This window comes from Humibacter ginsengiterrae (assembly GCF_054780115.1).
The window spans coordinates 115209-128420 of record NZ_BAAGWY010000005.1; the positions used below are offsets into that span (position 1 = coordinate 115209).

Annotated in this window: 10 protein-coding genes; 7 read left to right on the forward strand and 3 right to left on the reverse strand. The window is 67.7% G+C overall.

Annotated elements, in window-relative coordinates; translation table 11 throughout:
• The first annotated feature begins 21 nt into the window (after nucleotides 1–21).
• Nucleotides 22–3426 carry a pyruvate carboxylase gene (locus ACYVII_RS08285; RefSeq protein ID WP_460533803.1) on the forward strand — a complete coding sequence of 1135 codons (3405 nt, stop codon included), beginning with the start codon at nucleotides 22–24 and terminating at the stop codon, nucleotides 3424–3426.
• Between the two features lie 44 nt (nucleotides 3427–3470).
• Nucleotides 3471–3962, forward strand: coding sequence for a peptide deformylase (gene def, locus ACYVII_RS08290; RefSeq protein ID WP_460533805.1), 492 nt, complete (start codon nucleotides 3471–3473; stop codon nucleotides 3960–3962).
• A 7-nt stretch (nucleotides 3963–3969) separates the two neighbouring features.
• On the opposite strand, the gene ACYVII_RS08295 is transcribed toward def, so the two are convergent.
• A complete protein-coding gene (locus ACYVII_RS08295) occupies nucleotides 3970–5799 on the reverse strand; it encodes an AMP-dependent synthetase/ligase (protein ID WP_460533807.1) in 1830 nt (609 codons plus the stop codon).
• 98 nt (nucleotides 5800–5897) lie between these two features.
• Between ACYVII_RS08295 and ACYVII_RS08300 the strand changes: the two genes are divergently transcribed.
• The 3 genes from ACYVII_RS08300 to ACYVII_RS08310 are packed head-to-tail and all read left to right on the forward strand — an operon-like array spanning nucleotide 5898 to nucleotide 8976.
• Nucleotides 5898–6842, forward strand: coding sequence for an ROK family glucokinase (locus ACYVII_RS08300; RefSeq protein WP_460533809.1), 945 nt, complete (start codon nucleotides 5898–5900; stop codon nucleotides 6840–6842).
• Between the two features lie 59 nt (nucleotides 6843–6901).
• A complete protein-coding gene (locus tag ACYVII_RS08305) occupies nucleotides 6902–7591 on the forward strand; it encodes a lysophospholipid acyltransferase family protein (RefSeq protein WP_460533811.1) in 690 nt (229 codons plus the stop codon).
• Between the two features lie 14 nt (nucleotides 7592–7605).
• A complete protein-coding gene (locus tag ACYVII_RS08310) occupies nucleotides 7606–8976 on the forward strand; it encodes a class II 3-deoxy-7-phosphoheptulonate synthase (protein WP_460534046.1) in 1371 nt (456 codons plus the stop codon).
• Between the two features lie 25 nt (nucleotides 8977–9001).
• Here the strand turns inward: ACYVII_RS08310 and pknB are convergent, their stop codons facing one another.
• Nucleotides 9002–10927 carry a Stk1 family PASTA domain-containing Ser/Thr kinase gene (gene pknB, locus ACYVII_RS08315; RefSeq protein WP_460533813.1) on the reverse strand — a complete coding sequence of 642 codons (1926 nt, stop codon included), beginning with the start codon at nucleotides 10925–10927 and terminating at the stop codon, nucleotides 9002–9004.
• Nucleotides 10928–11032: 105 nt separating this feature from the next.
• Between pknB and ACYVII_RS08320 the strand changes: the two genes are divergently transcribed.
• Nucleotides 11033–11410: an Rv2175c family DNA-binding protein gene (locus tag ACYVII_RS08320; protein WP_460533815.1), complete on the forward strand. Its 378-nt coding sequence runs from the start codon at nucleotides 11033–11035 to the stop codon at nucleotides 11408–11410.
• Between the two features lie 31 nt (nucleotides 11411–11441).
• Here ACYVII_RS08320 and ACYVII_RS08325 read toward each other — a convergent pair whose 3' ends face one another.
• The gene (locus ACYVII_RS08325; RefSeq protein WP_460533817.1) at nucleotides 11442–12542 is read right to left on the reverse strand and encodes a polyprenyl synthetase family protein; all 1101 of its coding nucleotides are present in this window, start codon (nucleotides 12540–12542) and stop codon (nucleotides 11442–11444) included.
• Between the two features lie 80 nt (nucleotides 12543–12622).
• Between ACYVII_RS08325 and ACYVII_RS08330 the strand changes: the two genes are divergently transcribed.
• The gene (locus ACYVII_RS08330; RefSeq protein ID WP_460533819.1) at nucleotides 12623–13003 is read left to right on the forward strand and encodes a DUF3040 domain-containing protein; all 381 of its coding nucleotides are present in this window, start codon (nucleotides 12623–12625) and stop codon (nucleotides 13001–13003) included.
• Nucleotides 13004–13212 lie beyond the last annotated feature (209 nt).

Consider the following 13212-nt stretch of genomic DNA (forward strand, 5'->3'; position numbering starts at 1 on the left):
TGCCCCGCCAGAGAGGCCCTGATGTTCACGAAGATCCTGGTCGCCAACCGCGGAGAGATCGCCATCCGGGCGTTCCGCGCCGCCTACGAGCTCGGTGCTCAGACGGTCGCGGTGTTCCCCTACGAGGACCGCAACTCGATGCATCGGTTGAAGGCCGACGAGGCGTACGAGATCGGCGAGCCGGGGCATCCGGTGCGGGCGTACCTCGACGTCGACGAGATCATCCGGGTGGCACAGCAGGCCGGAGCGGATGCCATCTACCCCGGCTACGGCTTCCTCTCGGAGAACCCGCAGCTCGCCGAAGCTGCGGCCGCGGCGGGCATAACGTTCATCGGTCCGAACGCCGACGTGCTGCGCATGGCGGGCAATAAGGTCACGGCCAAGGAACACGCGATCGCCGCAGGCGTGCCGGTGCTGAAGTCCACTCCGCCGTCGCGCGACATCGACGAACTGCTGGCCGGCGCCGACGAGATCGGCTTCCCCATCTTCGCCAAGGCGGTCGCCGGCGGTGGGGGCCGCGGGATGCGGCGGGTGAACAGCCGGGCGGATCTCCGCCCTGCGCTCGAAGAGGCTATGCGCGAAGCCGACAGTGCCTTCGGCGACCCGACCATGTTTCTCGAGCAGGCGGTGCTGCGACCGCGCCACATCGAGGTGCAGGTGCTCGCGGATGCGACCGGACACACGGTGCACCTGTTCGAACGCGACTGCTCCGTGCAGCGCCGTCACCAGAAGGTGCTCGAGATCGCGCCGGCGCCGAACCTGTCCGACGACATCCGTCAGGCGCTGTACCGGGATGCCATCGCGTTCGCCTCGTCGATCGGGTATGTGAACGCCGGGACCGTCGAGTTCCTGCTCGACACAGCGGGCGAGCGTGCCGGTCAGCACGTGTTCATCGAGATGAACCCACGCATCCAGGTCGAACACACGGTCACCGAGGAGGTCACCGACGTCGACCTGGTGCAGTCGCAGATGCGCATCGCGGCGGGGGAGACGCTCGCCGATCTCGGGCTGCACCAGGAACGCATCCAGCTGCACGGCGCCGCCATCCAGTGCCGCATCACGACCGAGGATCCGACGCAGGGCTTCCGCCCGGATACGGGAACGATCACGACGTACCGGTCGCCAGGCGGCGGCGGCATCCGGCTCGACGGCGGCACGGTCGCCGCCGGCGCGCAGATCAGCCCGCACTTCGACTCGATGCTCGCCAAGCTGACCTGCCGCGGACGCGACTTCGGCGCCGCCGTGTTGCGGGCAAGGCGAGCGCTGGCCGAGTTCCGCATCCGCGGAGTGGCCACGAACATCCCGTTCCTGCAGGCGGTGCTCGACGACACGTCGTTCGTCTCCGGCGACCTCAGCACCTCGTTCATAGAGGAGCGGCCCCAGTTGCTGCGCGGCCGCGTGTCGAAGGACCGCGGCACCAAGCTCCTCAACTGGCTGGTCGACGTGACGGTGAACCAGCCGAACGGTCCGAGGCCGCACGTGGCGGACCCCGTCACCAAGCTGCCGGACGTCGATCTCGCCGCACCGGCGCCGGACGGATCCCGTCAGCGGCTGCTCGCACTCGGGCCGGCCGGATTCGCGGCGGAGCTCCGTGCGCAGAGCCCGCTTGCGGTCACCGAGACCACCTTCCGCGACGCCCACCAGTCGCTGCTCGCGACCCGGGTGCGCACGAAGGATCTGCTCGCCGTCGCGCCTTACGTCGCACGGATGACTCCGCAGCTCCTCTCGGTCGAGGCGTGGGGAGGTGCCACCTATGATGTCGCGCTCCGGTTCCTCGGCGAGGACCCGTGGGAGCGGCTCGCAGCGTTGCGCGGGGTGCTGCCGAACATCAACATCCAGATGCTGCTGCGCGGCCGCAACACGGTGGGCTACACTCCCTACCCCACCGAGGTGACGGATGCCTTCGTGCGCGAGGCTGCGGCCACCGGCGTCGACATCTTCCGCATCTTCGATGCCCTCAACGACGTCAGCCAGATGCGTCCGGCCATCGATGCCGTGCTGCAGACGGGCACAGCAGTTGCGGAGGTGGCCGTCTGCTACACGGCCGACGTGCTCGACCCGGCCGAGAAGCTGTACACGCTCGACTACTACCTGCGGCTGGCAGAGAGCATCGTGGCCTCCGGCGCTCACGTGCTCGCCATCAAAGACATGGCCGGCTTGCTCCGGCCGGGTGCCGCTGAGCTGCTGGTGCGCTCGTTCCGTGAGCGGTTCGACGTTCCGGTGCACGTGCACACGCACGACACGGCGGGCGGCCAGCTCGCCACGCTGCTGGCGGCGAGCGCGGCGGGCGCGGATGCCGTCGACGTGGCCAGCGCACCCATGTCGGGTACGACGAGCCAGCCATCGGCATCCGCGCTCGTTGCGGCGCTCGCGCACACCTCGCGCGACACGGGAATCCCGCTGCGGAACGTGACCGACCTCGAGCCGTACTGGGCGGCCGTGCGCGGGCTCTACAGCCCGTTCGAGTCCGGGCTTCCCGGCCCGACCGGGCGTGTGTACACCCACGAGATCCCCGGTGGACAGCTGTCGAACCTGAGGCAGCAGGCGAAGGCGCTCGGACTGGCCGAGGACTTCGAACTGATCGAGGACATGTATGCGGCGGCGAACCGCATCCTCGGCCGCATCCCGAAGGTGACGCCCTCGTCGAAGGTGGTCGGCGACCTCGCACTGCATCTGGCGGCCGTGCACGCCGACCCGGACGACTTCGAACAGAACCCGCAGAAGTACGACGTGCCCGACTCGGTCGTCGGTTTCATGGCCGGCGAACTCGGCGACCTTCCCGGAGGATGGCCCGAACCGTTCCGCAGCAGGGTGCTCGAGGGCAAGAACGTTCGAGTCGCCGCTGCCGATCTGGCCGCCGAGGATCGCCAGGGTCTCGAATCGGACTCTGCGACGCGACGCTCCACGTTGAACCGGCTCTTGTTCCCAGGCCCTGCGCGGCAGTTCGAGCAGGTGCGCGAGCTGTTCGGCGATGTCTCGGTGCTCGACACCGACGACTACCTCTACGGCTTGACGCCGGGTCGCGAGCACGTCATCCATCTCGGACCTGGGGTCCGGCTGTACGCGGGACTCGAGGCGGTCGGCGAGGCCGACGACAAGGGCATTCGCACCGTCATGACGACGCTCAACGGGCAGCTGCGCCCGGTGTTCGTGCGCGATCGCTCCATCACGGTGGAGACGAAGGCCGCGGAGAAGGCGGATGTCTCGGTGCCCGGGCACATCGCGGCACCGTTCTCCGGTGTGATCACCCTGCAGGTCGAGGTGGGCGACCGCGTCGTGGCAGGCACTCCGGTGGCATCGATCGAGGCGATGAAGATGGAGGCCGCCATCGCCTCGCCGGTCTCGGGAACGGTCACTCGCCTCGCCGTGCCGAAGACGCAACAGGTGGATGCCGGCGATCTGCTCGTGGTCGTGAACCCGGAGTGACGCCTGTACCGAGCGCAGGCATCCCGCCCTTATAAAATGAGCGGATGCCTGACCGCCCGATCCGTCTCTACGGCGACCCCGTGCTCACCACCGTTTCCGACCCGATAGCCGCGGTCGACGACGGTGTCCGCTCGCTGGTCGCCGACCTCGTCGACAGTGTCAAGGTCGAGGGACGTGCAGGAGTCGCCGCGTGCCAGATCGGTGTCGGCCTGCGCGCGTTCAGCTACAACGTCGAGGGCGAGGTGGGCTACCTCATCAACCCCGAGATCGTCGAGCTCGGCGACGACGTCGAGGAGATCGACGAAGGATGCCTCTCGGTCCCAGGGCTCTGGTTCCCGACGCCCCGGCACACCTACGCGAAGGCGAGGGGCACCGATCTGGACGGCAACGAGGTGGTCGTCGAGGGCACAGGGGTTCTTGCGCAGGCGCTGCAGCACGAGACGGACCACCTCGACGGCATCGTGTACCTCAAGCGCCTCGCTCCTGAGCGACGCCGCGAGGCCATGCGCAAGGTGCGCGAGTCGAGCTGGTTCTGAACCGCTTTCAGCGCAGGCTGAAGCCCTCCGTCGACGGGGAGTTGGCGTAGAGCGACTCGATCTCGCCGGCGAAGTCCTTCAGGATCTCGTTGCGCTTGATGCTGAGTTTGGGCGTGAGGTGCCCGCTCTGCTCCGTGAACTCCGTCGGCAGCACCACGAACTTGCGGATCGACTCGGCGCGCGAGACCTGGGCGTTCGCAGCGTCGACCGCCTTCTGCAGTTCGGCCAGCACGGCCGGATGCTTCGCGGCTACCTCGAGCGGCATCGCGGCGTCCTCGCCGTTGTTGGGCAACCACACCGGGAGCATCTCGGTGTCCAGTGTGATCAGGCAACCGATGAACGGCTTCTGGTCGCCGACCACGACGACCTGACCCACCAGGGGATTCGCGCGGATCGGGTCCTCGAGCACTGCGGGTGCGACGTTCTTGCCGCCTGCGGTGACGATGATCTCCTTCTTGCGTCCCGTGATGGTGAGGAAGCCGTCGTCGTCCAGACTCCCGAGGTCACCGGTCTTGAACCAGCCGTCCTCGAACGCGTCGGCCGTCTGCTGCGGGTTCTTCCAGTACTCCTTGAAGACATCCACGCCCTTGACGAGGATCTCGCCGTCGTCGGCGATGCGGATCGCGACGCCGGGCAGTGGAACGCCCACCGTGCCGATCTTGGAGCGTTGAGGAAGGTTCACGGTCGCCGGCGCAGTGGTCTCCGTCAGTCCGTAGCCCTCGAGCACCTTGATGCCCATGCTGTGGAAGAAGTGGCCGAGGCGGGCGCCGAGCGGCGCGGAGCCCGACACCGCGTAGCGAACGTTGCCGCCCATCGCAGCCCGCAGCCTGGCGAACACCAGCCGGTTGTAGAGCGCGAATTGCAGGCGCAAGCCGAGCGGAATGGATCGGCCGGCCTCCTGCGCCTTCGAGTACTCGACGGCGACCTGCGCCGCCTTGCGGAAGATGCCGCCCTTGCCGCTCGACTCGGCGTTCTGCTCGGCCGAGTTGTAGACCTTCTCGAACACCCGCGGAACGGCCAGCAGGAAGCTGGGTTTGAAGGTGCCGAGCGAGGGCAGGAGGCTGCGGGTGTCGGGCTGGTGTCCGACGCGCACACCGCCGTGCACGCACAGCACCGAGATGAACCGGGCGAACACGTGCGCGAGCGGGATGAACAGCAGAGTGGATGCCCCGCGCGGGTCGTCGACGAGCTCGCCGAGCGCGACCGCGGAGTTGCGTGACAGCTCGACGAAGTTCGAGTGCGTGATGACGCACCCCTTCGGGCGGCCCATGGAGCCGGAGGTGTAGATGATGGTGGCGAGGTCGTCCTCGTTCGCCAGCCGACGGCGCCGGGTTATCTCCTCGTCGGGCACGTCTTTGCCGGCCGCGACCAGCTTCGCGAGGTCTCCGAGCTCGACCTGCCACACGTTGCGGATCTGCGGAAGGTCGGCCGCGACCTCGTCGAACCGCGCGAAGTGGTCGGCGGTCTCGAGGAACAGGCCGCTGGCCTCGGAGTCGCTGAGGTTCCACTGCACCTGGGCGGGCGAGCTGGTGTCGTAGATGGGCACGAGCACCGCACCGGCGTACCAGGTGGCGAAGTCGATCAGCGTCCACTCGTACCGGGTGCGGCACATGATGCCGATCTTCTCCATGGGCTGCACGCCTGCGGCGACCAGGCCCTTGGCGAGTGCGACCACCTCCGCCTCGAACTGCGCCGCCGTGACGTCCTGCCATCCGTCGCCCGCCGGCTTGCCGAAGAGCACCTTGTCGGGCGTCTCCGCGACACGGGCGACCAACAAGTCCGCAGCGTTCGCGTGCGGATCGGCGGGCACTGCTGCGGGCGTTTCGGCATGGTTCACGGGTAGCTCCTTCGGCACCGATACAACCACTACACTCTATGCTTTATCGGCTGCCGGCCCGGACGGCCCGAACCCTCCGACGAAAGGCGAGACGCAGCGTGCACGCGATCGGAATCGACATCGGAGGCACGAAGATCGCCGGCGCCCTCGTCGACGAACTCGGTGTGATCATCCGTGAAGACCGTGTGCCGACGCCGAAAGACACCAGGGGCATCGAAGACGCGGTGGTCGAGATGATCGATCGGCTCTCTGCGGACGCCGATCCCGTGGGAGCCGGGGTCGCAGCGGCGGGCTTCGTCGACGCCGCACGCTCCACGGTCTACTACGCACCCAACATCGCCTGGCGGAACGAGCCGTTGCGCCAGAAGATCGAGGCGCGTGTGGATGTCCCGGTCGTCATCGAGAACGACGCGAACGCCGCCGGGTGGGCCGAGTTCCGGTTCGGTGCCGGGCGTCTCGTCAGCGACATGGTCATCCTCACCATCGGGACCGGTGTCGGGGGTGCGATCGTCAGCGAGGACCGGCTCTTCCGCGGCGGCTTCGGCGCCGGCGCCGAGGTCGGCCACATGCGAGTCGTGCCCGGCGGTCTGCTCTGCGGCTGCGGCGCGCGGGGATGCATCGAGCAGTACGGATCCGGCCGAGCCCTGCAGCGGTACGCCAACGAGCTCGCCGATCAGGGTGGCATCGGCCAGGCCCTCGCCGACGTGCGCACCAGGAACGGAAGACTGTCCGGATCCGACATCGGCGACCTCATCCAGCAGGACGACCCCGGAGCGCTGGCGGCACTGCGCCAGCTCGGCGACTGGCTCGGCCAGGCCAGCGCCAGCCTCGCCGCCGTTCTCGACCCGCAGATGTTCGTCTTCGGCGGGGGAGTGGCGCAGGCCGGCGACCGGCTTCTGGAACCGATTCGCAGCGCCTACCTGGAGAACCTCCCCGCGCGCGGCTACCACCCGGAGCCGGAGTTCCGCATCGCCGAGCTCGTCAACGACGCGGGCGTGGTCGGTGCGGCAGACCTCGCTCGTCTGCATGCCGTGAGCCGCTGAGCGGTAACCTCACCAGCCGTTAAGCTTCATCTGCACGCTACGAAAGGGTTGCGCGAGAAGTGTTCTACTGGCTGTTGAAGTACATCGTCGCGGGCCCCGCGCTTCGCGCGATCTTCCGGCCGTGGGTCATCGGGCTCGAGAAGGTGCCGAAGAACGGCGCCGTCATCCTCGCCAGCAACCATCTGTCGTTCATCGACTCGCTCTTCCTCCCCCTCGTCGTCGGCAGGCACGTCTCGTTCCTGGCCAAGATCGACTACTTCACCAGGCGTGGCGTGATGGGCTGGCTCACGAAGACGTTCATGAAGGCGACCGGGCAGCTGCCCATCGACCGCGGGGGCGGACCCGCGTCCGAGGCATCCCTCAACACCGGGCTCGGGGTACTGGCCAGGGGCGAGATCCTCGGCATCTACCCGGAGGGCACCCGCAGCCCGGACGGGCGCCTCTATCGGGGCCGCACCGGAGTGGCGCGCATGATCCTCGAGGGGCACGTGCCGGTCGTGCCGGTCGTGATGATCGGAACGCAGGCGGTCATGCCGATCGGGTCCAAGCTGCCACGCATCCGCCGGATCGGCGTCGTCTTCGGAGACCCGCTCGACTTCTCGCGCTTCGAGGGTCTCGAGGGCGACCGCTTCATTCTCCGGTCGATCACCGACGAGATCGTCTACTCGCTGCACGGCCTCGGCCAGCAGGAATACGTGGATGTCTACGCCTCGACGGTGAAAGAGCGCCGGCCCAGTCTCGCCCGCTAGGCTTGCTCACCGTGCTGCTCGACCACACCGCCCCTGCCATCCCTGCCGACGAATCCGTTCTCGCGGGCCTCGACCACTGGCGCACCCTCGAAGCCAAGCAGCAACCCACCTGGCCGAGTGCGGATGCCGCGCGCGTGGCATCCGAGGAGCTTGCGACGTTGCCCCCGCTCGTCTTCGCCGGCGAGGTCGACCATCTGCGCACCCGCATCGCGGCGGCCGCGGAAGGTCGCGCCTTTCTGCTGCAGGGCGGCGACTGCGCCGAGACCTTCTCAGGGGCCACCGCCGATCAGATCCGAGCCCGGGTCATGACGGTGCTTCAGATGGCCGTTGTGCTCACTTACGGCGCCTCAGTGCCGGTCATCAAGATGGGCCGCATGGCCGGCCAGTTCGCCAAGCCGCGCTCGAGCGACACCGAGACCCGCGGAGACGTCACGCTTCCCGCCTACCGGGGCGACATGGTCAACGGCTACGACTTCACCGCCGAGTCGCGTACCGCCGACCCCCGTCGTCTCGTGCAGGGGTACCACACGGCGGCATCCACGCTGAACCTGATCCGGGCGTTCACCCAGGGCGGCTTCGCCGACCTCCGTCAGGTGCACAGCTGGAACCGAGGCTTCGCTGCGAACCCGGCCAACCAGCGCTACGAGGGTCTGGCCCGTGAGATCGACAGGGCGATCAAGTTCATGGAGGCCGCCGGCGCGGACTTCGACGAGATCAAGCGCGTCGAGTTCTATTCCAGCCACGAGGCACTTCTGATGGACTACGAGCGGCCCATGACGCGCATCGACTCGCGCACCGGCACGCCGTACAACACCTCGGCGCATTTCGTCTGGATCGGTGAGCGCACGCGGCAGATCGATGGCGCGCACGTGGACTTCCTGAGCCGGGTGCGCAACCCGATCGGCGTGAAGCTCGGCCCGTCGACCTCGGCCGACGACATGTTCCGGTTGATCGACAAGCTCGACCCAACGCGCGAACCGGGCCGGCTCACGTTCATCACGCGCATGGGCGCCGGAAAGATCCGGGATGCCCTCCCGCCGCTGCTCGACGCGATCAAGCGGCATGGCGCCACCCCGTTGTGGGTGAGCGACCCGATGCACGGCAACGGACTGACGACGCCATCCGGCTACAAGACGCGTCGATTCGACGACGTGGTCGACGAGGTCAAGGGATTCTTCGACGCGCACCGCGACGCCGGCACGGTGCCGGGCGGCATCCACGTGGAGCTTACCGGCGACGACGTGACGGAGTGCCTCGGCGGCTCAGAGCACATCGACGAGGCGACGCTCGCGACCCGCTACGAGTCGCTGTGCGACCCGCGGCTGAACCACATGCAGTCGCTCGAGCTGGCCTTCCTGGTCGCTGAGGAGCTCGGCGCACGCTGAAGCTCGGCCAGCCGCTTCGGGCCGTTCAGCCTCCGGCGACGATTCCGAGATTGACCTTCGTGCCCTTGGGCTGCTGCGTCGAGGAGTCCGGCGACTGCGACTGCACCTTCGTGAGGCCGTCCGGCACTGCATCCCAGAACGACGAGTACTCGGGAACGAACCCCGCGTCCGTGAGCGCTTTCTTCGCCTGATCCCTCGACATTCCGACCACGTTCGGAACAGGGAAGAGCTGCGGACCTTTGGAGATGTCCAGCACGATCGTGTCACCCTTGCGCACCGGTCCCGCGTTCTGCGGGGCCTGGGAGATAACATCGCCGGAGGGAACGTCGTTGCTGTACTCGTTCTTTCCCGTAGCTGAGGTCAGGCCGACCGCGGTCAGCGCCGCTTGGGCGTCGGAGAAGCTCTTGCCCGTCACGTCGGGCACCGCGCCGAGTGAGACGACCAGGTTCACCTTCAGACCCTTGAAGTAGCCCCCGCCCTTCGACAGATCGGCCTTGTCTCCCTCGGCCTGTGCTGCAGAAATGACCACGCCCTTGGGGACATCGCCGTTGAACTGCTCGTCTACAGTCCCGAGTAGGGCTCCCGCGTCGGTGATCGCTTTCTGAGCCTGTGCCTTGCTGAGTCCGGCCAGCACCGGAATGGTGACCGGCTGCCTGCCCTTGGAGACGTGCAGCTTCACGGTGGAGCCGTTGGTGGCCTTCGTTCCCTGTCCTGGTGTGGATGACACGACCGAACCGGCGGATACCGCCGAGGAGTACACGTCGTCGGTCGCGATCTTGAAGCCGGCCTTCGTCAGTGCCGTCTTGGCTGCATCGAGGCTCATCCCGTTCACCGTGGGAACCGTCACCTGCGAACCGGGACCGCCGCCGAAATACCAGCCTGTGCCACCTGCGAGCGCCGCGAGCACGAGCACCAGCGCGAGCAGCCACCAGCCTCGGGACTGCCGGCCGTGCGCGGTCTTCGCGAGGGCGGCCACGGCATCCGTGGCCGACGCCTCCGGCCGCACCTGTGCAGCCGGCCCGATGAGCTGTGTGTCGGAGTCGGATGCCTCGAAGGCGCCGCCCGCGAGCACCAGCGTCGGCTGGGGGCCGGTATCCGAACCGGGAGTGTGGAGTTCTCGTTCGACCTGCAGAAGGCGCTCGAGCATCACGCCGGCGTCCGCGGGACGTGCCGCCGGATCCTTCGCCGTCGCCCAGAGCACGAGCTCGTCCAGCTGTGGCGGCACCTCGGGATTCAGCCGGCTCGGTCGCGGAACCGCGTCGTTCGCGTGCTGGTACGCGACCTGCATCGGCTGCTCGCCTTTGAACGGCTGTTCACCGGTGAGCATCTCGAACATCATGATGCCGAGCGCGTAGATGTCGCTGCGCGCGTCGGCGACGCCCCTGGTGACGAGTTCGGGGGAGAGGTAGGCGATGGTGCCGAGCAGCGCCTGGCCGGTGCCTGTGCTGTTGGTGACCGCCCGAGCCAGTCCGAAGTCGCCGATCTTGATGCGTCCGTCGTCGGCGAGCAGCACGTTCTCCGGCTTGAGGTCGCGGTGCACGATGCCCGCCCGGTGTGCGGCGGCGAGACCGGAGAGCACGGCATCCGTGATGTCGATGGTCTGCTCGGGCGTGAGCCTGCCGTAGTCGCGCAGCAGATCCCGCAGCGTGATGCCGGGGAGGTACTCCATCACCAGGTACGCCATGTCGGCGTCCTGACCCTGGTCGAACACGCTCACCACGTTCGGATGTGCGAGCCGCGCCGCCGAGCGCGCCTCCTGTACGAAGCGGTTCTTGAACTGAGCATCGTCAGCGAGATGCCCGTGCATCACCTTGATCGCCACGCGGCGCTCGAGGCGCAGATCGGTGGCCAGATAGACGGTCGCCATGCCGCCGCGCGCGATCCGCGAGCGCACCTGATACCGGCCGTCGATGAGACGGCCGAGCATCGGATCGGGCTGACTCGCGGTCACTCGACGAGTCTACGGACGACATGCTGAAGCATCCGGGTAGAACACGGTAACGAATAGGGCTCACAGGGCCTGCACAAAATGCTCGGTTCATGACACCCTTGTTCAGTGGCGAAACCCAGTTCCGCATCCGCGCAGACTCAGGAAACCCGAACGGAAGCAGAGCGCACCTGGCTGACCGTGCCCGAGCTCGTCGATGTTCTCGGCGTAGGTGTCGGGCGCGTCCACCGGTTGCTCGAAGACAAGCATCTGCTGGCGACTCGCGTCGACGGTGTACTGAAGGTGCCATCGGACTTCATCGCAGGCGACGAGCCGCTGAGCGAGCTACGAGGCACCCTGATCGTGCTCGCTGACGCCGGCTTCAGCGACAGCGATGCCATGTCGTGGTTGCTGCAGCCGGAGGACAGCCTAGGCGTCGCTCCCATCGATGCCTTGCGCGCCGGGCGCAAGGCGGAGGTGCGACGCATCGCCCAGGCGCTGGGTTAGAACGTGCCTGAGACATCCCAGGGCCCGTCCGTCACGCGACGCGATCGCTGACCGACTCGATGAGGTCCCGCAGCTGACCCACCGCGACGTCCGCCAGCGGTGCGCCGTCGAGGGCGCGCCTTGCGCGATCGACGTTCCCCAGGATCATCCGCTCCACCTCGGCGGTGGCGCCCGATGAGTTGATCGTGCTCTGCAGCATGCGAATCTGCTCGTCGCCGAGGCCGGGGTCGCCGAGGAGCTCATCCAGCACGCGCCTCGCGGATGCCGGAAGAGCCTTGCGGGTCAGCGCGACGAGCACGGTGCGCTTGCCCTCCCGCAGATCGTCTCCGCTCGGCTTGCCGGTCACGTGTGCATCGCCGAAGACGCCGAGGAGATCGTCGCGCAACTGGAAGGCGATGCCGAGCGGCAGGCCGAACTCGCGCAGGGCATCCAGCTGCTCGAGCGTGCCGCCGGCGAGCATGCCGCCGATGACGAGCGGCGCCTGCACGCTGTACTTCGCGGACTTGTAGACGATCACCCGTTCGGCACGCGGGAGGAGCTCGTCATCGGTGCCGGTTCGCCACGATCGCTCCTCGAGGATGTCCAGATACTGACCGGCGATCACCTCGGCCCGCATGCGCCCGAACTCCCGGCGCACCTCCTTCGCCCGGTCGGCAGGGACGTCGTCGGCGAGCGCCTCCGCGAGCAGGTCGTCGCTGAAGCCCAGCAGGAGGTCGCCGAGCAGCACAGCGGCGCCGTCTCCGAAGTCGGCGGCCGAGCCGTCCCAGCCGCTCTCCCGGTGCAGCGACTCGAACCGCCGATGCGCCGACGGCGCGCCGCGCCGGGTGTCTGACCGGTCGATGATGTCGTCGTGCACGAGGGCGGCCGCATGAAACAGCTCGAGGGCCGCGGCGGAGCCGATCACGGGGTCGAGCCGCTCCGGTTCGCTAGCGTCGCGCGTGTCGTTCACCGCGCGATAGCCCCAGTAGCAGAACAGGGCCCGGAATCTCTTGCCGCCACTGAGAAACTGCCGGGAGATCGCCGCCAGCGGCCCCATCTCCGGGGCGATGGACAACAAAATGGAATCGCGCGTCTGAAGGAAGTGTCCGATACGGTCGTCGATGAGATCGATCAATCGCGAGCTTTCGGGCACGCGCCTAGCCTAGCTGCGGCAGCGAGACTAGAATAAGAAGTCACCACATCGTCATTCTCGTTAGCCTGAGGGGGACAAGGATGCCGCTTTCGGAGCACGAGCAGCGCCTCCTCGATGAGATGGAGCGCAGCCTCTATCAGAATGACGCCGACTTCGTCGCGAAGGTCGGTGGAGCCCGAGTTCGTCCCACCTACCGCGCCGTCGTCCTCGGCATTCTTCTGGCCGTGGTGGGTGTCGCCGTTCTGTTGACCGGGGTGTTCGTCCAGGTCATCGTGGTGGGCATCCTGGGCTTTGCTCTCATGCTCGTCGGTGTGCTCGTGGCGATCACGCCCAGCCGCGCCAAGCGAGCCGCTGCGATCGCCGACGAGCAGTCGGAGACGCCTGCCGCCAAACCTGCGCAACCCGGTTTCATGGACAAACTCAACGAGCGCTGGGACAAGCGCCAAGAGGGAGACCACTGAGGCACCGGCTCGTGGGCACTCCAGTCCGCCGACGAGCCACCATATGAAGAACCATCGCGCGCCGAAAGGCGCGCGATTCGTGTTTAAGGGATAGCTCCCTCCGGGCTTATCTGTCGCCGGCCGGCAACGCGTTTCCCCGAACGATGACATCCCGCGCGCCGGCCTGACTGCCCAATTTCCTCCACGGTCCTCCACCGCGGGCTTTCCTT

Coding starts and splice junctions, on each gene's coding strand:
- ACYVII_RS08285 (WP_460533803.1), top strand. CDS start 22: ATGTTCACGAAGATCCTGGTCGCCAACCGCGGAGAGATCGCCATCCGG.
- def (WP_460533805.1), top strand. CDS start 3,471: ATGCCTGACCGCCCGATCCGTCTCTACGGCGACCCCGTGCTCACCACC.
- ACYVII_RS08330 (WP_460533819.1), top strand. CDS start 12,623: ATGCCGCTTTCGGAGCACGAGCAGCGCCTCCTCGATGAGATGGAGCGC.